This is a genomic window from Arsenicicoccus cauae (assembly GCF_009707125.1).
Taxonomy (GTDB): domain Bacteria; phylum Actinomycetota; class Actinomycetes; order Actinomycetales; family Dermatophilaceae; genus Arsenicicoccus; species Arsenicicoccus cauae.
The window spans coordinates 28,979-53,631 of record NZ_WLVL01000003.1 but is presented as its reverse complement, the minus strand read 5'-3'; the positions used below and the strand labels follow the sequence as shown (position 1 = coordinate 53,631).

Below are 24,653 nucleotides of genomic sequence, written 5' to 3'. Positions count from 1 at the left end.
CTCATCGGCCCTCCTCCCTCTCGGTGTGCAGCTCGCTGCCGATCTCGGCGTCGAGCTCCTCGTCCGACTCGTCGACGTCCGGGCTCCCGATGTAGGCCTCGATGACCCGGGGGTCGGACTGGACGACCGACGGTGCTCCCTCGACCAGCGCCTCGCCCCGCACCAGGCAGAGCACCCGGTCGCACAGCGTGAAGATGAAGCGCATGTCGTGCTCGATCACCACGACCGCCATGCCGTTGTCGCGGATGCGGAAGATGAGCTCCTGGGCCTGCTCGGTCTCGCGGGGGTTCATGCCGGCCGTCGGCTCGTCGAGCAGCACCACCTTGGGGTCCGTGGCCAGGGCCCTGGCGATCTCGAGGCGGCGCTGGTCGCCATACGGCAGGTTGCGGGCCAGCAGCTCGGTCGAGCCCCCCAGCCCCACGAACTCCAGGAGCTCCTGGGCTCGCTCGCGCGTCTCGCGCTCCTCGCGGCGGTACTTCGGGCCGCGCACGATGGAGGTGAGCGGGCCGGCCGAGGTGCGGCAGAAGCGACCCACCATGACGTTCTCGAGGGCGGTCATGTTGCCGAAGAGACGGATGTTCTGGAAGGTGCGGGCCATCCCCTCCTTGACGACCAGGCCCGGCCTCGGCGGGATCTCCTTGCCCGCCAGAACGACCCGCCCCTCCGTGGGCTTGTAGAGCCCGGTGAGACAGTTGAAGAAGGTCGTCTTGCCGGCGCCGTTGGGGCCGATCAGACCCATGATCTCGCCCTCGTGGACGACCATGTCGACCTGGTTGACGGCCGTGAGGCCACCGAAGCGCATGGTGACGCCTCGGGCCTCCAGCAGGACGGCCCCGCCGGGGCTGGGCGCGCCCGAGGGCTGGCCGCCCGGACGCTCGTCGACTCGCGTGCTCATGACACCTTCTCCACGTGGACGTGCTCGATCTCGTCCGCCAGCTCTTCGTCGTCCTCGTGGAACTCCAGCTGATGACGCTTGTTGGCGACCAGGCCCTCGGGCCGGAAGCGCATCATCAGCACGAGCAGAAGACCGAACATCAGGAGGCGGTACTCGCTGAAGAACCGGAGCTTCTCGGGCAGCAGCTTGAGCACCACGGCGCCGAGCAGGACGCCGCCGATGGTGCCCATGCCGCCGAGGACCACGGCGGCGAGCAGGAAGGCGGACTCCAGGAACTGGTACTGGTCCGGGGTGACGGACTGGTCGTGGTGGGCCTTGACCGTGCCGGCGAGGCCGGCGAGGAAGGCGCCGCCGGCGAAGGCCAGCAGCTTGAGCCCGAACACGTTGACGCCCATGGCCTCGGCAGCCTTCTCGTCCTCGCGGATCGCGATCCAGCCACGCCCGATGCGGCTGTCGTTGAGGCGGCTGAACACCAGGGTGATCAGGCCGAGCAGCAGCAGCAGCAGGAAGTAGTAGTTGGCGAACCGGGGGATGTCGACGCCGAGAAGGTTGTGCGTGTCCCCGAAGTTGAAGCCGAAGAACTCCAGGTCGGGGATGGCGGGGATACCGTTGGGGCCCCGGGTGATGTTGGGCCCGTGGGCGCCGTCGAGGTTGTTCATGGCCAGGCGGAAGATCTCGCCGAAGGCCAGCGTCACGATCGCCAGGTAGTCACCGGACACGCGCAGCGTCGGCGAGCCGATGATCAGGCCGAGGACGGCCGAGAAGCAGGCGCCGATCAGCACCACGACGAGGAACGGCGGGTGCCACCCGATCGTCGCGAAGGTCGACTCCGACATGGTCGCCGCCACGTAGGCACCCGCCCCGAGGAAGGCGATGTAGCCGAGGTCGAGCAGGCCCGCCAGGCCGACCACGATGTTGAGGCCGATCGCCGTGGCGGCGAAGATGATGACCTGCGTCGCGATGGACATGTTGGCGTTGGACCCGCCCTGGGTGAACGGGAAGGCGAACGCCGCCAGGAAGGTCGCCAGGAGCAGCACCCGGCTGTGGTGGGCGGCGACGATGGACAGCCAGGCGAAGAACCCGCCCCCGGCCAGGCCCGCCCCGATCGCGAAGACGAAGGTCAGGAAGAGCACGAACACCCAGGCGTCCTCGATGCCGAGGCCGTAGGCGGCGCCGAACAGCACCAGCGCGACGAGCGCCACGATGACGAGGATCTCGACCCACCCCGCGAACCGCTGGTGCGGCTCGGAGCGGACCTTGCGCACGGGCAGCAGGAAGCCGGCGGCGGCGACGAGGAGGGCCCCCACGATGCCGATCCACAGACCGGGGTCGGCCGCGGCCAACAGCGCGGGGTCCGAGGTAGCGACCCCCACCAGCACCAGCAGCATGAAGACCAGCGAGCCGATGCCGAGGCGCTTGAGCCCGGACGGCGACCCGAGGTGCCGGCCCAGGCGGGCCAGCGGACCCTTGCGGACCAACGTCATGAACAACGCGAGCAGCCCGAGGGCGATCGCCATGAGCTGGACCGGTGCGGGGTAGCCGACGATCGTGACGTTGCCCAGCAGGGCCGGGTCGTAGGTCCACGGGAGGAATGCGCTGGCGATCAGCAGGAGGGAGCCGACGATGCCCAGCAGCCAGGCGCGGGTCAGCCGGGGCTCGAGGGGGGCCTGGTCCGCGGCGGCCCCGCGACGCGGCATAGGGGAGTCGCTCAACGAAGTGGTGACGGTGCTCATGCCCGGTCCACCACCCGAGCGCCCATGATGCCCTGGGGGCGAAAGACGAGGAACACGATGAGAAGCCCGAAGGCCCACACGTCCTTCCAGTCGGAGGGGAACAGGTTGGTGGCGAAGGCCTCGACGATCCCGAGGGCGATGCCGCCGACAACGGCGCCCTGGATGTTGCCGATGCCCCCGAGCACCGCGGCGGTGAACGCCTTGAGGCCGTAGAGGAAGCCCATGCGGAAGCCGATGGTCCCGTCCTGCAGGCCCTGCGCGACACCGGCGATGGCAGCCAGCGCGGCGCCGAGGGCGAAGGACACGACGATGATGCGGTCGACGTCGACGCCCATGAGTCGGGCGGTGTCGGGGTCCTGGGACACGGCCTGCATGCCGCGGCCGGTCCGGGTGCGGTTGACGAACCACCACAGGAAGGCGGCGGACACCAGGAGGGAGGCGATCGTGAACAGCGCCGGCCGGGCCAGGCTCACGCCGCCGACGCTCCAGGCCGCCCCGGTCACGCCCTCGATCTGCGGGAAGGAGATCTTGGACTTGGCGCTGGGGAACTCGAGCGGGTTCCAGTCGACGAACAGGCCGGGCCGGTCGTAGAAGAGGCGCACGGCCTCCTGCAGAAGGACCGAGATGCCGATGGCGGTGATGAGGGGTGCGAGCCGTGGCGCGTTGCGCAGCGGCCGGTACGCCACCCTCTCCATGAGGACCGCCGTCACGACTGAGGCGAGGATGGCGCCGAGGATCAGGACGGGCAGGATCCAGATCGAGGTCTGACCCTTGAAGAGCAGCAGGTAGGTCGACATGGCGCCGAACGCGCCGATCATGAAGACCTCGCCGTGAGCGAAGTTGATGAGCTGGACGATGCCGTAGACGACGGTGTAGCCGACGGCGATCAGGGCGTAGAGGGAACCGAGGGTCACTCCGTCCACCAGGTACTGCAGGAAATGCATGCGGGCACCTTCGATCGAGTGATGACAGGGGTGGGAGGCGGGGAGGGTTGGCCTCCCCGCCTCCGATGGAGCTCGTCCGGCGACCTGGCGATCAGGCCGTGCCGGTCTTGGCGGCGACCCACTTGCCGCCCTCGACCTTGTACGCCGTCAGGGTGCGCGTCTTGGTGTCGCCGTACTCGTCGAACTCGACCTTGCCGGTGACTCCCTCGATCGCGACCTTGCCGACCGCGTCGGCCATCTTGGCGCGGGCGTCCTCGACGGTCTTGGCGTCCTTGAGGGCCGTCTTCGCGCCCTCGATGATGGCGTTCGCCGCGTCGTAGGAGTACGCGCCGTAGGCCTCGGAGGGCTCCTTGTAGCCGGCCGTCTTGTAGTCCGCCAGGAAGGTCTTGCCCTTCTCGAGCGTGTCGGTCGGGGCGCCGACGGAGGTGGCGAGGTCACCGGTGGCGGTGGCGCCGGCCAGCTTGATGAAGTCGGCGGCGAAGATGCCGTCCCCACCCATCACCGGGACCGCGAGCCCCGCCGACTTGGCCTGCTGCGAGAGCGGGCCGGCCTGGGGGTACTCGCCGCCGTAGTAGATCGCCTTGGGCGCGGACGGCTTGATCTTGGAGATGACCGGGCCGTAGTTGGAGTCGTCCGGGTTGATGGTCTCGGCGGCCACCACGGTGCCGCCGCCCTTCTTGAACTCCGCGGTGAAGGCCTCGACCAGGCCCTGGCCGTAGGTCTTCTTGTCGTGGATGGTGGCGACCTGCTTGATGCCCTGCTCGAGGAGGTACTTGGCCGCGAACGGGCCCTGCACCGAGTCGGTGGTGCAGGTGCGGAAGTACGAGGGGTACATCCGCTGCGGGGCGTCGGCGAACTTGGCGCCGCGGGTCAGCGAGGGGTTGGTGTTGGCCGGCGAGATCTGGACGATCTTGGCGGTCGAGAGCACCGGCTGGACCGACTGCGAGGTCGAGGAGTTGAGCGTCCCCACGACCCCCAGGACGTCCTTGTCGGCGGCGATCGCGGTGGCGGCGTTCTTGGCGACGTCGGGCTTGGCCTCGTCGTCCTTGGTCACGACCTCGAACTTCCAGCCGGGGACGGCGTTGCTCTCGTTGGCCTTCTTGGCGGCGAGCTCGACGGAGTGCTGGATGCCGAGACCCAGCGCCGACAGGTCGCCCGAGACGGGGGCGATGACGCCGATCTTGACGGTCTTGGTGGCGGCCGCGCCGGAGCCCGACGAGCCGCTGTTGGACGTGGACGCCTCCCGCGAGCCGCAGGCCGACAGTGCGAGGGATGCCGCCAGCGCGGTGGCACCGAGGGTCATCCAGGAACGCTGCTGCACGTTTCCTCCCAGAGGGTGTGGGGGAGCGGTGTCATGGTCGACGCCGCTTGAAGTGCGGCTGACAATAGGGCTACCGGCCAGGTCCTACCAGGGTCCGGTCGATGCCGGAGCGTGACTGTGACCTGCCTGTTACCAGTGACTTGGCCTGTTACCCCGAGCGTTTGGTCGTGTTTGCTTCCGTATGCCGCCCGGCTGGCGCCGGGGGCGGGTCCTGGGTGACCGTTCATCGCCGCCAAGCGACCGCTCGCGGCAAACCCGGACGCACTCGCACGGCACTCGGGTCGTTTGAGCCGAACGGATGACGACGGGGGTGGCTCCCGCTCGCGGACGCCGTCCCGGGTGTGTCGGTGCACCGGCATAGGGTTGTCGGGTGGCTGATCCCTCGTCCTACCGACCCCGCCCGGGAGAGATCCCGGTCGACCCGGGCGTCTACCGCTTCCGCGACAAGGAAGGCCGGGTCATCTACGTCGGCAAGGCGAAGTCGCTGCGCTCCCGGCTGAGCTCCTACTTCCAGGACGTCGGTGCCCTGCACCCCCGCACGCGACGCATGGTCACGACCGGGGCGTCGGTCGAGTGGACCGTCGTCAAGACCGAGGTCGAGGCGTTGCAGCTGGAGTACTCCTGGATCAAGGAGTTCGACCCGCGGTTCAACGTGAGGTACCGCGACGACAAGTCCTACCCCTACCTCGCGGTCACGATGGGCGAGGAGTTCCCCCGCGCCCAGGTCATGCGGGGGGCCAAGCGCAAGGGGACGCGCTACTTCGGGCCGTACGGCCACGCCTGGGCGATCCGCGAGACCCTCGACCTGCTCCTCAAGGTCTTTCCGGTGAGGACGTGCAGCTCCGGCGTGTTCAAGCGGGCCGCCCAGGTCGGTCGACCCTGCCTGCTCGGCTACATCGACAAGTGCTCGGCGCCCTGCGTCGGGCGGGTGACGCCCGAGGAGCACCGCGAGATCGCCGAGGAGTTCTGCGAGTTCATGGCGGGCAGCACCACCCGCTTCGTGCGCCGGGTCGAGCGCGAGATGCAGGCCGCGTCCTCCGCGCTGGAGTTCGAGCGCGCCGCCGTCCTGCGGGACAACCTCGGGGCGATGACCAAGGCCCTGGAGAAGTCCGCGGTGGTGCTCGGCGACGCCACGGACGCGGACGTCTTCGCCGTGTCCGACGACGAGCTCGAGGCCGCGGTGCAGGTCTTCCACGTGCGCGGCGGCCGCATCCGCGGCCAGCGGGGCTGGGTGGTGGAGCGCGAGTCCGAGGATGTCGCCTCCCTGCCCCTGCTCATGGAGCGGCTGCTGCAGCAGGTCTACGGCGGCGAGAGCAGCGAGGGCGTGCCGCGCGAGGTCCTGGTCCCCGTGCTGCCCGAGGATGCCGAGGCGGTCGAGCAGTGGCTGAGCGAGCTGCGCGGCGCCCGGGTCGAGGTGCGCGTGCCGCAGCGGGGCGACAAGCGCCAGCTCATGGAGACGGTGCGCCGCAACGCCGACCAGGCCCTGGCGCGGCACAAGGTGACGCGGGCGGGCGACCTCACGGCGCGCAGCCAGGCGCTGCAGGAGCTGCAGGACGCGCTCGAGCTCGACGAGGCGCCCCTGCGGATCGAGTGCTACGACGTGTCCCACGTGCAGGGGACCAATGTCGTGGCCTCGATGGTGGTCTTCGAGGACGGGCTGCCCCGCAAGGGGGAGTACCGCCGCTTCATCGTGCGGGGCGACGAGGCGGCGGGTCCCGCCGTCGACGACACCGCTGCGATGCGTGAGGTCCTCCTGCGGAGGTTCCGTCGGCACCTGGCCCAGGCCGAGGCGCAGGGGGAGACCGCCACCGAGGAGGCTCCGACCGCCACGGCGGGGGCGCCCGCCGACCTGCCCGACACGCCCGCGGGCATCGATCCCGAGACGGGCAGGCCGCGCCGGTTCGCCTATGCCCCGCAGCTCGTCGTGGTCGACGGTGGGCTACCGCAGGTCAACGCCGCCCAGCGGGTGCTCGACGAGCTCGGCATCGACGACGTGGCCCTGGTGGGTCTGGCCAAGCGTCTCGAGGAGGTGTGGATCCCGCACCAGGACTTCCCGGTGATCCTGCCGCGCTCCAGCGAGGGTCTCTACCTGCTGCAGCGCCTGCGCGACGAGGCCCACCGCTTCGCGATCACCTTCCACCGGCAGCGGCGCTCCAAGGCGATGACGACGAGCGCGCTCGACGGCATCCCCGGGCTCGGCGAGGCCCGCAAGAAGGCCCTGCTGCGGACCTTCGGGTCGGTCAAGCGCCTGCGCGGCGCCACGGTCGAGGAGCTCCAGGAGGTGCAGGGCATCGGTCCGGCGCTGGCCGAGGTCGTGCACGCCAGGCTGGCGGGCGAGCAGGCGGAGCCGGGGGTCAACCTCACGACCGGGGAGGTGCTCTCGTAGGCCGCGTTACAACAACTTCTCGTCCAAGGACGAGCTCGTGCTCGCCTACCTCCAGGAGCGCCACGAGGAGTGGCTCGGCCTCTACGGGGCGAGGCGGGCCGCCGGTGACGGCTCCGGCCGGGCGGGCGTGGCGGCGGTGTTCGACGCGTATGCCGACCACGCCAACGCCGCATACGTCCACGGCTTCCGAGTGTGCGGTCTGCTCAACGCAGCGGCGGAGCTGCCGAGCGGAGCTCCCGGGCGCGAGCAGGTCCGGCGGCACAAGGCGGAGGTGCAGCAGCTCCGTCGTCACCGGACGGCGCTGCGCGCGCAGGGGCCGACCCTGGCCCTCTCCGCGGCGGCCGTGGCGGTGTTCCCCCCTCGCCTTCTACTCCTCGATGCGCCTCAGTGGCGTCGCCGTCGGCACAGTCGTCACCATCGGCTCCGCCCCGCCCGCCGCTGCACTCGTCGAACGAGCCGTGGACGGCACGCCCCTCTCCCGCCGGTGGGCCGTCGGGACCGCCCTCGGCCTCCTGGGCGTCACCGCTCTGGCCTTCTCGCACGCCGGCCCGGCAGGAGGCGGCCCCGTAGGAGCAGGTGCCGCCGCGGTCGGCGGGTGGGGCCACGTCGCCGGCATCGGCCTGCGCGGCGGGGCGACCTACGCCCTCTACTCCTGGGGTGCTGTCCGGGTCATCCGGACCGGCATCCCGAGCCGCGCCGCGATGGGCGCGTCAACCTGGCCGTCGTCACCTATCTCGCCCTGGTCCCGATGTTCCTCGGGTACGTCCTGCTCGGCCGCGGCCTGGCGAGCGTCGGTGCCAGCACCGCCACCACCCTGTCCCTGGCCGAGCCGGGCGCCGCCGTCGTCATCGCCGTGCTGGCCCTGCTCCTGGCCGGTCTGGTGACGACGACAGCGCCAGGACGAGGCGCCGTCGCTGGCTAGACTGACGGCCACCCGCCCACCCGACAAGGAGCCCACCCGTGGCCGAGCCGACCGAGCAGCGTGAGTCCGACACCCGCCCGGGCGAACCCTCCCGACGGTCGGGTGACCCCGACACCGCGGACATGCCGCTCGTCTCGCGCCGCCACGAGTTCGTCGTGGTCACCGGCCTGTCCGGCGCGGGGCGGTCCACGGCCTCGAACGTCCTGCAGGACACCGGGTGGTACGTCACGGACAACCTGCCGCCGCAGATGCTGGCGCCGATGGCGACCCTGCTGCGGGACAAGCAGCCGGAGGTGCTGCGCGTCGCGGCGGTGGTGGACGTCCGGTCGCGCGACATGTTCGAGTCGCTGTCGGAGGCGCTGCAGGAGCTGCGTGACCTGGGGTGGCAGCCGCGCGTGGTCTTCCTGGACGCGACCGACGAGACGCTGGTGCGGCGCTTCGAGAGCGTGCGCCGACCCCATCCCCTGCAGGGGGACGGGGGGCTGCTGGAGGCCATCCAGGAGGAGCGGCGCAGGCTGGGTGACATCCGCTCGGTGGCCGACACGATCGTCGACACGAGCGGCTTCAACGTCCACCAGTTCTCGGCCAAGATGGCCCAGATCTTCGACTCCGAGCGGGGCCCGCGCCTGCGGGTGGCGGTCATGTCCTTCGGCTTCAAGTACGGCATACCCCTGGACGCCGACATCGTCCTCGACATGCGCTTCCTCCCCAACCCCTTCTGGGTGCCCGAGCTGCGCAGCAAGACCGGGCGTGACCCGGAGGTCGCCGGCTTCGTCTTCGACCAGCTGGGCGCCGACGAGTTCGTGGAGCGCGCCGTGGCGATGATGGACGCGATGATCAGCGGCTACGTCCGCGAGGGGCGCCGCTACGTGACGCTGGCCGTGGGGTGCACGGGCGGCAAGCACCGGTCCGTGGCCGTCGCCGAGCGCCTGTCGCGCGAGCTCTCCGGGCCCGAGGTCGGCACGATCACCGTCCACCGAGACCTGGGGCGCGAGTGAGTCGGCCCCGGGTCGTGGCGCTGGGGGGAGGCCACGGGCTGGCGGCGACGCTGTCCGCCCTGCGGCTGGTCAGCGACCAGATCACCGCGGTCGTGACCGTGGCCGACGACGGTGGCTCCTCGGGTCGGCTGCGGGCGGAGTTCGACGTCCTCCCACCGGGCGACCTCCGTATGGCGCTGGCGGCGCTCTGCAACGACGACGAGTGGGGCACCACGTGGGCGGCGGTGCTGCAGCACCGGTTCGCGGGGGAGGGGCCGCTCGGCGGCCACAGCCTCGGCAACCTGCTGATCCTGTCGCTGTGGGAGCACTACGGCGACACGGTGCGTGGCCTCGACATGGTCGGTCGGCTGCTGAGCGCCCGCGGGCGGGTCCTGCCCATGGCCGCGGTGCCCCTGACGATCGAGGCGGTGGTGCGGGGGCTGGACCCGGGCGACCCCGAGGCGCTCAGCACCGTGACGGGGCAGGCGTCGGTCGCCAAGACCCCGGGCCAGGTCGCGTCGATCGCCGTCGTCCCGCAGGAGCCGCCCGCCAGTCCCGAGGCGGTGCAGGCCATCGACGAGGCCGGGTGGGTCGTGCTGGGACCGGGGTCGTGGTTCACGTCCGTCATCCCGCACCTGCTGGTCCCGGAGCTGCGCGCGGCCCTGGTGCGCACCCCGGCGCGCCGCCTGCTCAACCTCAACCTCGAGCTGGACACGTCCGAGACCTCCGGCTTCACCGCCGAGCGCCACCTCGAGGTGCTGGCGGCGCACGCGCCGGAGCTGCGGCTGGACGTCGTGCTGGCGGACCCGTCCGTGGTCGCCGACGAGCAGGCCCTGCGCCAGGCGGCGCAGCAGCTCGGTGCCGAGCTGGTCGTGGCCGAGGTGGCGACCGCCGGGAGCCCGGGCCAGCACGACTCGCTCCGTCTCGCCGCCGCCTACCGTGACATCATGAGCTGACTACACTGCGCTGTCGCATTTGTACGAAACGTGCCGAATTCGCCCACGCACCGTGCGGCCTACTGTCAGGATGGATCCCATGTCGATGACGGCCATGGTCAAGGACGAGCTCAGCCGGCTCCAGATCACCAAGCCCTCGTGCCGCAAGGCTGAGGTCTCCGCCATCCTCCGGTTCAGCGGTGGCCTGCACATCGTCGGTGGACGCATCGTGGTGGAGGCCGAGCTCGACACCGGCTCCGTCGCGAGGCGCCTGGTCAAGGACGTCGCCGACGTCTACGGCTACACCAGCGAGATCGGGGTGCTGTCCGCCGGGGGCCTGCGCAAGGGCAGCCGCTACGTCGTGCGCGTCGTCCAGGACGGCGAGGCGCTCGCGCGCCAGACCGGCCTGATCGACCCGCGCGGTCGCCCCGTGCGCGGTCTGCCGCCCAAGGTCGTCTCGGGCGCCACCGACGACGCGGTCGCCGCGTGGCGCGGGGCCTTCCTCGCCCACGGCTCGCTCACCGAGCCTGGCCGGTCCTCGGCCCTCGAGGTCACCTGCCCTGGCCCCGAGGCCGCCCTCGCCCTCGTGGGCGCGGCCCGGCGGTTCTCGATCGCGGCCAAGGCGCGGGAGGTGCGGGGCATCGACCGTGTCGTCATCCGCGACGGGGACGCCATCAGCCAGGTCCTCACGCGCATGGGCGCCCACGACGCGGTGCTGGCCTGGGAGGAGCGGCGGATGCGCCGCGAGGTCCGCGCCACCGCCAACCGCCTCGCCAACTTCGACGACGCCAACCTGCGGCGCTCGGCCCGGGCCGCCGTCGCGGCGGGCTCGCGGGTGGAGCGCGCCCTGGAGATCCTCGGCGAGGAGGTGCCCGACCACCTGCGTCAGGCCGGCACGCTGCGGCTCCAGCACAAGCAGGCCAGCCTCGAGGAGCTCGGCCAGCTCGCGCAGCCCCCGATGACCAAGGACGCGGTCGCGGGGCGGATCCGGCGCCTGCTGGCGATGGCCGACAAGCGCGCCCAGGACCTCGGCATACCCGGGACCGAGGCCAACCTGACGCCCGACATGCTCGACCTCTGAGTAGTCCGTGACGCCGTCGGTCCGCAGAGCGGACCGACCCTCCCACATCTCGGACCGGTCACGGCCCGACAACGCGCCGCGCACCACTTCCGACTAGGGTGGACAACGCCAAGACGAAGACCCTCTAGGAAGGCTCAAGACGTGACTGTTCGCGTTGGGATCAATGGCTTCGGCCGCATCGGCCGCAACTTCTTCCGCGCCGTGGTGGCTTCCGGTGCCGACATCGAGGTCGTTGCGGTCAACGACCTCACCGACAACAAGACGCTGGCCCACCTGCTGAAGTACGACTCGATCCTCGGCCGCTTCCCCGGCGAGGTCACCTACGACGACGAGTCCATCACCGTGGACGGCAAGAAGATCCTGGCCTTCGCCGAGAAGGACCCCGCCGCCCTGCCGTGGAAGGACAACGCCGTCGACATCGTCGTGGAGTCCACCGGCTTCTTCACCGACGCCACCAAGGCCAAGGCGCACATCGACGCCGGCGCCAAGAAGGTCATCATCTCCGCCCCGGCGAAGAACGAGGACATCACCATCGTCATGGGCGTCAACGACGACCAGTACGACGGCTCCCAGACGATCATCTCCAACGCCTCGTGCACCACGAACTGCCTCGCCCCCATGGCCAAGGCGCTCAACGACGGCCTGGGCATCGTCAAGGGTCTGATGACCACGATCCACGCCTACACCCAGGACCAGAACCTCCAGGACGGTCCGCACAAGGACCTGCGCCGCAGCCGCGCCGCCGCCCTCAACATGGTCCCCACCACCACCGGTGCCGCCAAGGCCGTCGCCCTCGTCCTGCCCGAGCTCAAGGGCAAGCTCGACGGCTACGCCATGCGCGTGCCGACCCCGACCGGCTCCGCCACCGACCTCACCTTCGAGGCCTCGCGCGAGACCACGGTCGAGGAGGTCAACGCGATCGTCAAGGCGGCCGCCGAGGGCGCCATGAAGGGCAAGCTCGTCTACACCGAGGACGAGATCGTCTCCAAGGACATCGAGACGGACCCGGCCTCCTGCGTCTTCGACGCCCAGCTCACCAAGGTCATCGGCAACCAGGTCAAGGTCGTCGGCTGGTACGACAACGAGTGGGGCTACTCCAACCGCCTCGTGGACCTCACGGCCCTCGTCGGCTCCAAGCTCTGAGCGATCGGGGACAGCCGATGAAGACCATTGCCGACCTGGGTGACCTGCGCGGCAAGCGAGTCCTCGTCCGCTCGGACCTCAACGTGCCGCTCGACGGTGACCGCATCACCGACGACGGCCGGGTCCGCGCGTCCGTGCCCACCATCCAGGAGCTGACCGAGAAGGGTGCACGCGTCGTCGTCGTCGCCCACCTCGGTCGCCCCAAGGGCGCGCCGGAGGACAAGTACTCGCTGAGGCCCGTGGTCTCCCGCCTGGGCGAGCTGCTCGGCCAGGACGTCGCCTTCGCCACCGACACGGTGGGGGAGTCCGCCAAGGCCACGGTCGAGGGACTGCAGGACGGCCAGGTGGCCCTCCTGGAGAACCTCCGGTTCAACCCCGGCGAGACGAGCAAGGACGAGTCCGAGCGTCAGGCCTTCGCCAAGGAGCTCGCGTCGCTCGCGGACGCCTATGTGTCCGACGGCTTCGGCGTCGTGCACCGCAAGCAGGCATCCGTCTACGACGTCGCGCAGATCCTGCCCGCCGCCATGGGCGGTCTGGTCAAGACCGAGGTCGACGTGCTCGAGCGCCTCACCGAGGACCCCGAGCGGCCGTATGCCGTGGTCCTCGGCGGCGCCAAGGTCGCCGACAAGCTCGCCGTCATCGACAACCTCCTCGGCAAGGCCGATCGCCTCCTCATCGGGGGCGGCATGGCCTTCACCTTCCTCAAGGCCCAGGGCCACGAGGTGGGCAAGAGCCTGCTCGACGAGGACAACGTCGAGACCTGCAAGGGCTACCTCGACCGGGCCGAGGAGTCCGGCGTCGAGATCGTCCTGCCGGTCGACGTGGTCTGCAACGCAGAGTTCAGCGCCGAGGGCGAGGTCACCACGGTGGCTGCCGACGCGATCCCGGCAGACCAGATGGGCCTGGACATCGGGCCGAGGTCCGCGGAGCTCTACGCCTCCAAGGTCGCCGACGCCAGGACCGTCTTCTGGAACGGCCCCATGGGGGCCTTCGAGATGGCGCCGTACGCCGCCGGCACCAAGGCGGTGGCCCAGGCCCTGGTCGACGCGACCGCCAAGGGCGCGCTGACCGTCGTCGGTGGTGGCGACTCCGCCGCCGCCGTGCGTCAGCTGGGCTTCTCCGACGACCAGTTCGGTCACATCTCCACCGGTGGCGGCGCGAGCCTGGAGTACCTCGAGGGCAAGGACCTCCCGGGCATCTCCATCCTCGGCTGACGCCGGCTGCACGACACGAGGCGGCCCCGTGAACCCGACCCGGGTGGCGGGGCCGCCTTCTCGTCATACGACTGAAAACTCTTGACTCACAAGGAGACGCACATGGCATCCCGCACGCCGTTGATGGCCGGCAACTGGAAGATGAACCAGGACCACCTGCAGGCCACGCATCTCGTGCAAAAGCTCGACTGGACCCTGCGCGACGCCAAGCACGACTACGCCGCGGTCGAGGTCGCGGTGCTGGCGCCGTTCACCGACCTGCGCTCGGTGCAGACCCTGGTCGAGGGCGACAAGCTCGAGCTCAAGTACGGCGCCCAGGACCTCTCGCAGCACGACTCCGGCGCCTACACCGGTGACATCTCCGGCGCCTTCCTCGCCAAGCTCGGCTGCACCTACGTGGCGGTCGGTCACAGCGAGCGGCGCGAGGGCCACGGCGAGACCGACGAGCTGCTGAATGCCAAGGTCAAGGCGGCCTACCGGCACGGCCTGACGCCGATCCTGTGCTGCGGCGAGGCCCTCGACGTCCGCAAGGAGGGGCGTCAGGTCGAGCACGTGCTCGCCCAGATCGAGGCCGACCTCGACGGGCTGCCCGAGGACCAGGCCAGGAGCATCGTCATCGCCTACGAGCCCATCTGGGCCATCGGCACCGGCGAGGTCGCGACCCCCGAGGACGCGCAGGAGGTCTGCGGCGCGATCCGCGGCAAGCTCGCCGAGCTCTACTCCGCGGAGCTGGCCGACGGTGTCCGCATCCTCTACGGCGGCTCGGTCAAGTCCGGCAACGTCGCCCAGATCATGGCCAAGGAGGACGTCGACGGCGCCCTCGTCGGCGGGGCCTCGCTGGACCCGGAGGAGTTCGCCAAGATCGTGCGCTACCAGGCCCACAACGCCTGACCGCACGTATCCCGCGGCCCCGGGCCGGTCGCCTGACGCTGACCGGCCCGGGGCCGCGTGCTGCCTGGCGTGTGCTCTGGGCAGCGCGCAGGTGGGATGATGCGGGCATGAGTCTCAAGCCCCAGCAGCACCGCCGTCCGTCCCCCGCCGAGGTCCGCGCGATCAACGACTCGATCCGCTACACCATGTGGTCCGTCTTCCAGGTGACCGACTCCGTGGGGGACGAGGCGGAGCGCGAGGGGCTGCTCGCCGAGGCGCAGGCGTTCTTCGACCAGCTCGCCGCCGACGGGCAGGTCACGGTGCGCGGGATCTACGACGTGGCCGGGCTGCGGGCCGACGCGGACTTCATGGTGTGGTGGCACGGCGAGTCCGTCGAGGCGGTGCAGCGGGCCTACCACGCCTTCCGGCGCACGGGGCTGGGCCGGGCGTGCGACCCGGTGTGGTCCAATGTCGCGATCCACCGCCCGGCGGAGTTCAACAAGAGCCACATCCCGGCGTTCATGGCCGACGAGACGCCGCGCGCCTACGTGTGCGTCTACCCCTTCGTGCGGTCCTACGAGTGGTACCTCCTTGCCGACGAGGAGCGCCGCGACCTGCTCGTCGAGCACGGCCGGATGGCCCGCGACTACCCCGACGTACGGGCCAACACGGTGGCGAGCTTCGCCCTCGGCGACTACGAGTGGCTGCTGGCCTTCGAGGCCGACGACCTGCACCGGATCGTCGACCTCATGCGGCACCTGCGGGGGGCGGCTGCGCGGCGGCACACGCGCGAGGAGGTGCCGTTCTTCACCGGCCCGCGCGTCGACCTCGACCAGCTCGTCGCCGACCTCCCATGACCTACCGGGGGTAGGGGCATCGACCGGCCTTCGTTCCCCAGGCTGATGCCCCCGCCCGGGGTAGGGGCATCGACCGGCCTTCGTCCCCCAGGCCGATGAGACCAGAGCCGGTCGATCTCGTCCTCCCGGAGGAGAAGGTATGCCCACGCGAACCATCCTCCCGGGGGATGCCCCGCCACGCGCCCCCACCCTAGGTTCGTGGGCATGACGACGAACCAGCCCAGCACGACCACCTCCCTCTTCCTGCTCGTCCTCAAGGACGATGGCAAGCCTGTGTCGATGGGGCAGCAGACGGGCTACGGTCTGGCCGGCGCCCTGCTCTCCGACCTCGTCGCGGCCGGTCGCCTCGGCGTGAGCGACGACGGCAAGAAGCTCCGTGTCCTGGACACCAGCGTGACGGGCGACGAGCTCCTCGACGAGGGGCTGCGCAGGTTCGGGCACAAGGACGGCAAGCGGCTCTCGTCCGTCATCCCCGGAGCAGCCCGCAAGCTCGAGCGCGAGGTCGGGGACTACCTCGCCCGACGCGGGGTGGTGCGGGTCGAGGAGGGCGGCATGCTCGGTCTCAAGCCGCAGCGCTACCCGATCGTGGACGTGAGCCGCGAGGCCGAGCTGCGCCGCGGGCTGGTCGCGGTGTTGCGCGGCGCCTCACCGACGGTCGAGCAGCACGCGCTGGTCGGGCTGGTCCACGGCCTGGAGCTCGGCACCAAGGTCTTCCACCCCGACGAGGTCGGCCTGGACAAGGGTGACCTCAAGCGAGGCATCAAGGCCGTCGCGGAGTCTGCCGGCCCCGGTGCCGACGGCGTTGCCCGGGCGGTCCAGTCGGCCAACGCCGGGATGATCGCGGCGATCACGGCGGCGACCGTCTCCTCCACGAGCGGTTCCAGCTGATCTCGGGGCGGAGCAGGATCAGCGGCCCCCCGCAAGCGATGGCTGGGCTCGCGCCATGATCACCGCGGTGCACACCCGTCCGAGCTCGGCGTGCACCCCACGAGCGCCGAGCAGGACGGCGAATCCTGGTCGACCGCGCGCCGCCACGAGATCGCCCACTCCTGATGGGGTACCATGCCACGCCCGATGCTGCCCGATGCCGCGTTCACCCCCGAGACTCCGCCGACCGGAGGATGACCACACCCTGAACGACCAGCGCATCGGTCTGGCCGACCTGGTGGCGAACGTGGTCCCCAACGCACGGATACCGGGCTGGGCGCGGCAATGAGACAGCTCCTGAGCTGCCGCGAGGGGGATCGGGGGTCGGCATACGGGCACGACCGCGAGATCAGCCGGCCCTAGGAACATCAGCCTGGGGGACGAAGGCCGGTCGATGCCCTGGCCCCCGGCGGGTCAGCGGGGGGAGAGTCGCATCGAGACGGAGTTGATGCAGTAGCGCTGGTCGGTCGGCGTCGGGTAGCCCTCGCCCTCGAAGACGTGGCCCAGGTGCGAGCCGCACTGCGCGCACAGCACCTCGACCCGCACCATGCCCAGCGACCGGTCCTCGCGCAGCTCGACGTTGTCGGCCTCGGAGGGGGCGTAGAAGGACGGCCACCCGCAGTGCGAGGAGAACTTCTCGGTGTGCGTGAACAGCTCGGCGCCGCATGCGCGACAGCTGTAGACGCCCTCGGTGGTCGTGTCGGTGTACTCGCCGACGAAGGGTCGCTCGGTGCCGGCCTGGCGCAGGACGGCATACTCGGCGGGCGTCAGCGAGGCACGCCACTGCTCGTCGGACTTGGTCACGGGGTACTCGCGCTGGGTCATACTGGGTCCAACCTCGCGGGGTCGCGGCAGATTCCGCTCACCAGGCCGACAGGAGCACGTCGTGGCGAGCAAGGCCATCTCGATCGAGGTCCCGGGTCCGGGCGGCGCGACCCGGCAGGTGCGGGTCTCGAGCCCGGACCGGGTCATGTGGCCGGACGACGGGATCACCAAGGAGGACCTCGCCCGCTACGTCCTGGCGGTGGGGGACCGGCTCGTGGCCCGGCTCGCGGACCGGCCCGTGACCCTGCAGCGCTTCCCCGAGGGGATCACGGGGGAGGAGTTCTACTCCAAGAACCCGCCCCGCGGCGTCCCCGACTTCGCCCGCACCGTGATGTGCACCTATCCCTCCGGCCGCACGCACCCGCAGCTCGTCGTCGACGAGGTGGCGACCGCCGTGTGGGCCGTGCAGATGAACACCGTCACCTTCCACCCCTGGCCGGTGACCACCTCGGACACCGACGACCCCGACGAGCTGCGGATCGACCTCGACCCGCAGCCGGGCACCGGTTTCGCCGAGGCAGTCGAAGCCGCGGGGGTGCTGCGCGAGGTCCTGCAGGAGGCGGGCCTGAACCCCTACGTCAAGACGAGCGGCAACCGCGGGCTGCACGTCTTCGCCCCGATCGAGCCGGCGCACGAGTTCCTCGAGGTGCGCCACGCGGTGATCGCCATCGCCCGTGAGCTCGAGCGGCGCGTCCCGGACCTGGTCACCACGGCCTGGTGGAAGGAGCTGCGGGGCGAGCGGATCTTCGCCGACTTCAACCAGGCCTGTCGTGACCGCACCCTGGCCGGCGCCTACAGCCCGCGCCCCCTGCCGGGTGCGCCCGTCAGTATGCCGATCGCCTGGGAGGTCCTCGGCGACATCGCCCCCGGCGACTACACCGTGCGGACGACGCCCGAGATCGTGGCCGCCGAGGACGACCCCTGGGCGGGCTTCGACGACGCCCGGGCACGGGTGGACACCGCGTTGCAGTGGTGGCAGCGGGACGTGGACGAGCGCGGGCTCGGGGAGCTCAACTTCCCCCCGGACTATCCGAAGATGGCGGGCGAGCCGCCGCGGGTGCAGCCGTCCCGGGCCCGCAAGGTCGACGACGCCTGAGGGGAGCCGTCGCGCCGGGCACGAGGCCGGGGATCAGCAGGCGAGGCGGATCAGCAGGCCAGGTCGTTCTCGGCCTGCATCGCCAGCATGGCGGCGCCGATGGCGGTGACGTTGCCGACGCGGGTCCGCCGACCGTCGAGGACCTCGACCCGGACCGCCCGCAGAGCCTGCAGCGTCTCGAGGGCCGCGACCACCTCGTCGCCGCGCAGACCGGTGCGGGCCACGACCTCGGACAGCTCGTGGGTGGGACCGCCGAGCAGGTCCAGCTGCTCCACGGCGCGGAGCACCGGGAGGTCGCGGCTGGCCCAGGTGGCGGCTGGCGTGGTCATGACTTCACTGTCACACGGCATATCCGCAGGTCGGGGCCACACCAGGGAACGATCAGGGGATTCACCTGCATGCAGAGTGAGCCGGTGACGGACGGTCACTCGGCGCGACACGCTGTCGTGGGCTACTCGACCAGGACGCGACCGAGGTCATACCTCGGGGCCCGGCTGACCTGGGCCAGCGTGCAGGACATCGGCTCGCGGTCGGGACGCCAGCGCAGGAAGGTCACGGCGTGCCGGAACCGGGACTTCTCCAGCTGGTCGAAGGCGACCTCCACGACCCGCTCGGGTCGCAGCGGCACGTAGGACACGTCCTTGGACGAGCTGAACCGCGACCGGTCCGTCTCCGCCGCGACCACCGAGCCGTCCTCCTCCCGCATGACATAGGGCTCGAGCTCCTCGACGAGCTCGAGCCGCCGCGCGGCCGTGAACGCCGCGATGCCACCGACGTTGACGATCCGCCCTCCCTCGTCCACGAGCCCGAGCAGCAGCGACCCGACCCCCTGGCCGCTCTTGTGGACCCGGTAGCCCACCACGACCGCCTCCGCGGTCCGCTTGTGCTTGACCTTGAGCATGGTGCGCCGACCCTGCTCGTAGGTCCCGTCCAGCGGCTTGGCGACCACCCCGTCGAGCCCCGCCCCCTCGAAGTCCTCGAACCACGACTGCGCCAGCTCCGGGTCTCGGGTGACCCGGGTCAGGTGGATGCCCGACGCGGGCGAGACGTCCGCGAGCAGGGACTCCAGGGCTGCACGGCGCTCGCGGAAGGGTCGATCCGTGTGGTCCCGGTCGTCGTCGGCCAGCAGGTCGAAGCAGATGAGCTCGGCCGGCGTCTCCGCAGAGAGCTTGGCGACGCGGGAGGCCGCCGGGTGGATCCGCTGGGAGAGCAGGTCCCAGTCCAGGTGCTCGGCGCCGGCGGCACCCGCGCGGACCACGATCTCGGCGTCGACCACGCAGCGAGGGGGCAGGTGCTCGCGCACCCGCTCGACGACCTCGGGGAAGTACCGCGTGAGCGGCTTGGAGCCGCGGCTCGCCAGCTCGATCTCGTCGCCGTCGCGGATCACGATGCAGCGGAAGCCGTCCCACTTCGGCTCGTAGGACAGCCCACCCGGGACGGAGTCCGCGGCCGGGACCGTCGGGACGGCCTTGGCCAGCATGGGGGAGACCGGGGTGGCGATGGGCAGCGTCATACGGCCCATTGTGTCCCTCGTCGAGGGCCGTATGCCGCGCCACGCTCGCGCCACCTGACCCACCCGCGCGCCCTCGGATGTCACGATGGGCGGGTGAGCACGCGCGACAGGGCAGGGGGGCCCGCCGGTGTGCTGCGCGCGCACCCTCGGGCGGTGGCGGCAGCCGTGGCCGGCGGTGTCGGGGCGGTCGGAGCCGCGACGGGCTGGCTGAGTGCCGCGGTCTACCTCGCCAAGAAGGTCGTGACGCCGGAACGCAGACGCCCCGACGACACCGAGGTGGTGTCCTTCGACGAGCGGAGCATCACGCTGAGCCGCACGGCCGAGACCGTGGTGCCCGGCAAGTACGGCCTGTTCCTGGACGGCGGGCAGTCTCACGTGAGGTTCGGCCGGATCCTGGCCGACCACCCGGGGCAGGGCACCATCACCCGGCGGCTGCACGGCGTCGACCTCGGGCGGCTGCACGCCGGACCGGCCCGGTTCCACTCCTACTACTACGCCCTGCGACCCGACGGCGCGCTGGGCCTCCCGACGCGCGACGTGGACGTCCCCGGCGAGGTCGGTCCGCTGCCGTCCTGGCTGGTCCCGCCGCCGGGCGGCCGCGTCGACGGAAGCCGGTGGGCCGTGCTCGTGCACGGTCGCGGCGCGGGCCGGGAGGAGACCGTGCGTGGGATCGCCGCCCTGCACCGCGCCGGCCTGACCTGCCTCACCCCGTCCTACCGCAACGACCAGGTCGCCCCCGCCAGCAACGACGGGTTGTACGGCCTCGGGCTGTCCGAGTGGCGTGACGTGGACGCTGCCGTCGCCTACGCCCTGGAGCACGGCGCCCGAGACGTCGTCCTCGTCGGGTGGTCGATGGGCGGGGCGATCGTGCTGCAGACCCTCATCAACTCCACGCACGGGGACCGCATCTCGCAGGTGGTCCTGGACGGGCCGGTCGTCGACTGGCCGGACGTCCTGCACCACCACGCGCGCGCGATGCGGGTGCCCGGGCAGCTCACTACGCTGAGCATGCGGCTGCTCGGCGTGCCTCCCGGACGGCACCTGGTGGGGATCGAGTCGGTGATCGACCTGGCGGCCACCGACTTCGTGCGGCGGGCCGACGAGCTGCGTCACCCCATCCTGCTGATGCACTCGCTCGACGACGAGTTCGTGCCCGCCCAGCGCTCGCTCGACCTGGCCGCGGCGCGGCCCGACCTCGTCCAGCTGGAGACCTGGCAGGTCGCCCGGCACTGCAAGGAGTGGAACGTCGACCAGCAGCGGTGGGAGCAACTCGTCGAGGGCTTCGTGGGCCGAGGTGCGGCCCCACCTGCGCCGGGGGTGCGACCATAAGCCGCATGGCAAAGACCTCCAAGAAGAAGAAGGCCGCCGACCGCGCCGACGAGGCCGTCGAGACGCTCGTCCGGGACGAGGGCAGCGCAGCCGCGACCGACGAGGCGAAGGCGCACAAGGACGACCAGAAGGCGTCCAAGAAGGCGTCGAAGAAGGACCGCGGCAAGACGTCGAAGGACGGCGCCTCGGAGGTGGTCACGGCGCCGCTCGCCTTCGGCGACCCGGACTTCACGTTCAGCGAGGCCCTGCGCGTGGAGCGGGGATTCGTGCTCGCGGACGTGGACACCCGGTCCACGCCGGGCTACTCCGGCGACAAGAAGTCGGCCGCGATGGACCTCGTGGAGGGCCAGACCGAGCTGTCCGACCTGCAGGAGCGCCTCTGGGCGAACGGCAAGGACGGCGACGGACCGTCGGTCCTACTGCTCGTGCAGGGCATGGACACCTCCGGCAAGGGCGGCATCATGCGCCACGTGGTCGGCGCGACCGACCCGGGCGGCGTCAAGTACACCGCCTTCAAGGCGCCCACGCCCGAGGAGCGCGCCCACGACTTCCTGTGGCGCATCGAGCGGGCGCTGCCCGACCCCGGTCAGCTCGGGGTGTTCGACCGGTCGCAGTACGAGGACGTGCTGGTCGTCCGGGTCAACGAGCTGGTGCCGCGCGCCGAGTGGATGCGGCGCTACGCCCAGATCAACGCCTTCGAGCGGGCCGCCCTGGCGCGGGGGATCACCGTCGTCAAGGTGATGCTGCACATCTCCTCCGACGAGCAGCGGTCGCGCCTCGGGGAGCGCCTCGCCCGTCCGGACAAGTACTACAAGTACAACCCGGGCGACATCGCCGAGCGGGGACGCTGGGACGACTACATGGAGGCCTACCAGGCGGTGCTGGCCAAGACGAGCACCAAGGGCGCGCCCTGGCACGTCGTCCCGGCGGACCGCAAGTGGTACGCCCGGCTCGCGGTCCAGCAGATCCTGCTCGAGCACCTGCGGGGGCTGGACCTGGAGTGGCCGGCGGCGACCTTCGACGTGGCGACCGAGCAGGAGCGCCTCGCCCAGACCTGAGTCTCGCGGCACCCGGCGCCCACGTCGGGTGCCCAGCGTCCGGCATACGAGCGGGCCCGCCTCGTCCAGGACGAGGCGGGCCCGCTGCGCGAACGGGGTGCGGAGCGGGACTCAGCCCTCGCCGTCCGCCTTGGTCGCGGCCTGGGCCTTGCCGCCGCTCGACCCGCCGGCCTGGTCGTCCGCACCGCTGTCGGCGCTGTCGTCCTTGTCCTGGTGCTGGTGCGTCACCGGCTCGGTGGGGGCCGGGCGGGCGGCGGGGTCGGTCGTGACCGGCCCCGTGATGCCGGCACCGGTCTTGGCGGTGAGCGGCGACGCCAGCCCGGGGGAGGCCTGCTCGGCCGGCTGCTCGGACCGCAGGACCACCACCGAGCGAGCCGGGACGCGGTTGACGCTGCGGGCCGCCCAGACGCGGGGCTCGGTCAGCTCCGGGTCGGCGGTGTCGAGCACCACGGTCCACTCGGTGCCGTAGTCCTCCGGCGGCATCGTGAAGTCGATGTGGTCGTGGTGGGCGTTGAACAGCAGCAGGAAGTCGTCGTCGACGACCATGCGCCCGCGCTGGTCCGGGGCGGCGATGGCGTGACCGTTGAGGAAGACGCTCAGCGTCTTGGCGTAGCCGGACTCCCAGTCCTGGTCGGACATCTGCGTGCCGTGGGCGGTGAACCAGGCGATGTCGCCGAGGTCGGACATGCCGCCGTGGGCCGCGTCGCCGGCGAAGAACCGACGGCGCCGGAACACGGGGTGGGCGGAGCGCAGCGCGGTCAGCTTGGCCGTGAACTGCTGAAGCGCGAGGTCGTCGGCGTCGAGGTCCCAGTCGATCCAGGAGATCTCGTTGTCCTGGCAGTAGCCGTTGTTGTTGCCGCCCTGGCTGCGCCCCAGCTCGTCGCCGTGGGCCAGCATCGGCACCCCCTGGCTGACGAGCAGGGTGGTGAGGAAGTTGCGCTGCTGCTGGGCGCGCAGGGCGTTGATCTCGGGGTCGTCGGTCGGGCCCTCGACCCCGCAGTTCCACGACCGGTTGTGGCTCTCGCCGTCGTTGTTGCCCTCGCCGTTGGCGTCGTTGTGCTTGTCGTTGTAGGACACGAGGTCGCGCAGCGTGAAGCCGTCGTGCGCGATGACGAAGTTGATCGACGCGATCGGCTTGCGGGCCGAGTGGGCGTACAGGTCGCTGGATCCCGTGATGCGCGAGGCGAACTCGCCGATGGTCGAGGGCTCCCCGCGCCAGAAGTCGCGGACGGTGTCGCGGTACTTGCCGTTCCACTCGGTCCACAGCGGGGGGAAGTTGCCGACCTGGTAGCCGCCGTCGCCCACGTCCCACGGCTCGGCGATCAGCTTGACCTGGCTGACCACCGGGTCCTGCTGGATCAGGTCGAAGAACGCCGACAGCTTGTCGACCTCGTGGAACTGACGTGCGAGGGTCGCCGCCAGGTCGAACCGGAAGCCGTCGACGTGCATCTCGGTGACCCAGTAGCGCAGCGAGTCCATGATGAGCTGCAGCACGTGCGGGTTGCGCATCAGCAGCGAGTTGCCGGTGCCCGTGGTGTCGTAGTAGCTCGCGAGGTCGTCGCTCACGAGGCGGTAGTACGCGTTGTTGTCCAGGCCGCGGAAGGCCAGCGTCGGGCCCATGTGGTTGCCCTCGGCCGTGTGGTTGTAGACGACGTCGAGGATGACCTCGATGTCGGCCTCGTGCAGCGCCTTGACCATGGCCTTGAACTCCGTGACCTGCTGGCCGCGGGTGCCGGAGGAGGCGTACTCGTTGTGCGGGGCGAGGAAGCCGATGGTGTTGTAGCCCCAGTAGTTGCGCAGCCCCTTCTCCTGCAGCGAGGTGTCCTGGATGAACTGGTGCACCGGGAGCAGCTCGATCGCCGTGATGCCGAGCTGCTTGAGGTGCGTGATCACGGCCGGGTGCGCGATGGCGGCGTACGTGCCGCGGATGTCCTCGGGCACCTCGGGGTGCGTCATCGTCAGGCCCTTGACGTGCGCCTCGTAGATGATCGTGTCGTGGTACTCCCGGCGCGGCGGTCGGTCGTGGCCCCAGTCGAAGTAGGGGTTGATGACGACGGACAGCATCGTATGGCCGAGGGAGTCGATGTCGTTGAACGCCGACGGGTCGTCGAACCGGTAGGAGAACAGCGCCTCGTCGTTGCTGATCTGGCCGTCGATCGCCTTGGCGTAGGGGTCGAGCAGCAGCTTGGCCGGGTTGCACCGGTGGCCGCTCGCCGGGTCGAAGGGGCCGTGGACGCGATATCCGTAGCGCTGACCCGGCTGGATCTGCGGGATGTAGCAGTGCCACACGTAGCCGTCGACCTCGGTGAGGGAGACGCGCTGCTCCGCGCCCTCGTCGTCGACGAGGCACAGCTCGACGTGCTCGGCGACCTCGGAGAAGACGGCGAAGTTCACGCCGCTGCCGTCGAACGTGGCGCCGAGGGGATACGGCTTGCCGGGCCAGATTTCCATGAAGGGGTTCGTCCTCGCGTGCAGTGGTGGTGGGATCGATCAACCGGTCACCTTACGCGGTCCACGAGACCCCCCGGGGGATTGCGGGTCTCGGCGAGACGACATCACGTCTCGACAACGAGCCCCACGTGCCCCTCGTGCCCCAGCCGTCCCGGCCGGGCGCGCGTCCTAGCGTC

The 24,653-nt window shown here is 70.9% G+C and carries 21 protein-coding genes; 13 read left to right on the top strand and 8 right to left on the bottom strand.

What is annotated here, in order from left to right:
* Position 1 precedes the first annotated feature (1 nt).
* From GGG17_RS00820 to GGG17_RS00805, 4 genes are all read right to left on the bottom strand, one after another.
* Positions 2 to 895 carry an ABC transporter ATP-binding protein gene (locus GGG17_RS00820; protein WP_154591911.1) on the bottom strand — a complete coding sequence of 298 codons (894 nt, stop codon included), beginning with the start codon at positions 893 to 895 and terminating at the stop codon, positions 2 to 4.
* The gene (locus GGG17_RS00815) at positions 892 to 2,628 is read right to left on the bottom strand and encodes a branched-chain amino acid ABC transporter permease (RefSeq protein ID WP_154591910.1); all 1,737 of its coding nucleotides are present in this window, start codon (positions 2,626 to 2,628) and stop codon (positions 892 to 894) included. Before GGG17_RS00815 ends, GGG17_RS00820 begins: the two co-directional genes overlap by 4 nt.
* Positions 2,625 to 3,572, bottom strand: a complete 948-nt coding sequence (locus GGG17_RS00810) for a branched-chain amino acid ABC transporter permease (RefSeq protein ID WP_154591909.1) — start codon at positions 3,570 to 3,572, stop codon at positions 2,625 to 2,627. The genes GGG17_RS00815 and GGG17_RS00810 overlap by 4 nt, the downstream gene beginning before the upstream one ends.
* Before the next feature lie 91 nt (positions 3,573 to 3,663).
* Positions 3,664 to 4,875, bottom strand: coding sequence for a branched-chain amino acid ABC transporter substrate-binding protein (locus GGG17_RS00805; protein WP_154591908.1), 1,212 nt, complete (start codon positions 4,873 to 4,875; stop codon positions 3,664 to 3,666).
* A gap of 388 nt (positions 4,876 to 5,263) precedes the next feature.
* On the opposite strand from GGG17_RS00805, the gene uvrC reads away from it, so the two are divergent.
* The 10 genes from uvrC (at position 5,264) to GGG17_RS00750 (ending at position 16,166) form a co-directional block, all read left to right on the top strand.
* On the top strand, positions 5,264 to 7,279 hold the full coding sequence (gene uvrC, locus GGG17_RS00800; RefSeq protein WP_311966324.1) for an excinuclease ABC subunit UvrC: 2,016 nt from the start codon (positions 5,264 to 5,266) through the stop codon (positions 7,277 to 7,279).
* Between the two features lie 748 nt (positions 7,280 to 8,027).
* On the top strand, positions 8,028 to 8,201 hold the full coding sequence (locus GGG17_RS00790; RefSeq protein ID WP_154591907.1) for a hypothetical protein: 174 nt from the start codon (positions 8,028 to 8,030) through the stop codon (positions 8,199 to 8,201).
* 122 nt (positions 8,202 to 8,323) lie between these two features.
* Positions 8,324 to 9,199: an RNase adapter RapZ gene (gene rapZ, locus GGG17_RS00785; protein ID WP_154591950.1), complete on the top strand. Its 876-nt coding sequence runs from the start codon at positions 8,324 to 8,326 to the stop codon at positions 9,197 to 9,199.
* The gene (locus GGG17_RS00780; protein ID WP_288799741.1) at positions 9,196 to 10,134 is read left to right on the top strand and encodes a gluconeogenesis factor YvcK family protein; all 939 of its coding nucleotides are present in this window, start codon (positions 9,196 to 9,198) and stop codon (positions 10,132 to 10,134) included. The genes rapZ and GGG17_RS00780 overlap by 4 nt, the downstream gene beginning before the upstream one ends.
* A gap of 79 nt (positions 10,135 to 10,213) precedes the next feature.
* Positions 10,214 to 11,194 carry a DNA-binding protein WhiA gene (gene whiA, locus GGG17_RS00775; RefSeq protein ID WP_154591906.1) on the top strand — a complete coding sequence of 327 codons (981 nt, stop codon included), beginning with the start codon at positions 10,214 to 10,216 and terminating at the stop codon, positions 11,192 to 11,194.
* A gap of 141 nt (positions 11,195 to 11,335) precedes the next feature.
* The gene (gene gap / locus GGG17_RS00770) at positions 11,336 to 12,337 is read left to right on the top strand and encodes a type I glyceraldehyde-3-phosphate dehydrogenase (protein ID WP_288799743.1); all 1,002 of its coding nucleotides are present in this window, start codon (positions 11,336 to 11,338) and stop codon (positions 12,335 to 12,337) included.
* A gap of 17 nt (positions 12,338 to 12,354) precedes the next feature.
* Entirely contained in the window at positions 12,355 to 13,551 is a 1,197-nt protein-coding gene (locus GGG17_RS00765) for a phosphoglycerate kinase (protein WP_154591905.1), read from the top strand.
* Positions 13,552 to 13,653: 102 nt separating this feature from the next.
* Complete coding sequence (gene tpiA, locus GGG17_RS00760) at positions 13,654 to 14,442, top strand: triose-phosphate isomerase (protein ID WP_154591904.1); 789 nt, start codon at positions 13,654 to 13,656, stop codon at positions 14,440 to 14,442.
* Positions 14,443 to 14,549: 107 nt separating this feature from the next.
* Positions 14,550 to 15,278 (top strand): hydrogen peroxide-dependent heme synthase, encoded by a 729-nt coding sequence (hemQ, locus tag GGG17_RS00755; RefSeq protein WP_154591903.1) that lies wholly within the window; start codon positions 14,550 to 14,552, stop codon positions 15,276 to 15,278.
* Positions 15,279 to 15,482: 204 nt separating this feature from the next.
* Positions 15,483 to 16,166 (top strand): GOLPH3/VPS74 family protein, encoded by a 684-nt coding sequence (locus tag GGG17_RS00750; RefSeq protein ID WP_154591902.1) that lies wholly within the window; start codon positions 15,483 to 15,485, stop codon positions 16,164 to 16,166.
* 453 nt (positions 16,167 to 16,619) lie between these two features.
* Here the strand turns inward: GGG17_RS00750 and msrB are convergent, their stop codons facing one another.
* Positions 16,620 to 17,030, bottom strand: a complete 411-nt coding sequence (gene msrB / locus GGG17_RS00745; RefSeq protein WP_154591901.1) for a peptide-methionine (R)-S-oxide reductase MsrB — start codon at positions 17,028 to 17,030, stop codon at positions 16,620 to 16,622.
* A 61-nt stretch (positions 17,031 to 17,091) separates the two neighbouring features.
* Between msrB and ligD the strand changes: the two genes are divergently transcribed.
* The gene (gene ligD / locus GGG17_RS00740; RefSeq protein WP_311966323.1) at positions 17,092 to 18,126 is read left to right on the top strand and encodes a non-homologous end-joining DNA ligase; all 1,035 of its coding nucleotides are present in this window, start codon (positions 17,092 to 17,094) and stop codon (positions 18,124 to 18,126) included.
* 50 nt (positions 18,127 to 18,176) lie between these two features.
* On the opposite strand, the gene GGG17_RS00735 is transcribed toward ligD, so the two are convergent.
* Positions 18,177 to 18,455, bottom strand: coding sequence for a hypothetical protein (locus GGG17_RS00735; protein ID WP_154591900.1), 279 nt, complete (start codon positions 18,453 to 18,455; stop codon positions 18,177 to 18,179).
* Positions 18,456 to 18,577: 122 nt separating this feature from the next.
* Positions 18,578 to 19,639, bottom strand: coding sequence for an ATP-dependent DNA ligase (locus tag GGG17_RS00730; RefSeq protein ID WP_154591899.1), 1,062 nt, complete (start codon positions 19,637 to 19,639; stop codon positions 18,578 to 18,580).
* Between the two features lie 153 nt (positions 19,640 to 19,792).
* On the opposite strand from GGG17_RS00730, the gene GGG17_RS00725 reads away from it, so the two are divergent.
* Both GGG17_RS00725 and GGG17_RS00720 read left to right on the top strand, forming a co-directional pair.
* Positions 19,793 to 20,968, top strand: a complete 1,176-nt coding sequence (locus GGG17_RS00725; protein WP_288799887.1) for an alpha/beta hydrolase family protein — start codon at positions 19,793 to 19,795, stop codon at positions 20,966 to 20,968.
* 5 nt (positions 20,969 to 20,973) lie between these two features.
* Positions 20,974 to 22,026: a PPK2 family polyphosphate kinase gene (locus GGG17_RS00720; protein WP_154591898.1), complete on the top strand. Its 1,053-nt coding sequence runs from the start codon at positions 20,974 to 20,976 to the stop codon at positions 22,024 to 22,026.
* Positions 22,027 to 22,137: 111 nt separating this feature from the next.
* Here the strand turns inward: GGG17_RS00720 and glgX are convergent, their stop codons facing one another.
* Complete coding sequence (gene glgX, locus GGG17_RS00715) at positions 22,138 to 24,477, bottom strand: glycogen debranching protein GlgX (RefSeq protein WP_154591897.1); 2,340 nt, start codon at positions 24,475 to 24,477, stop codon at positions 22,138 to 22,140.
* Positions 24,478 to 24,653: the final 176 nt, after the last annotated feature.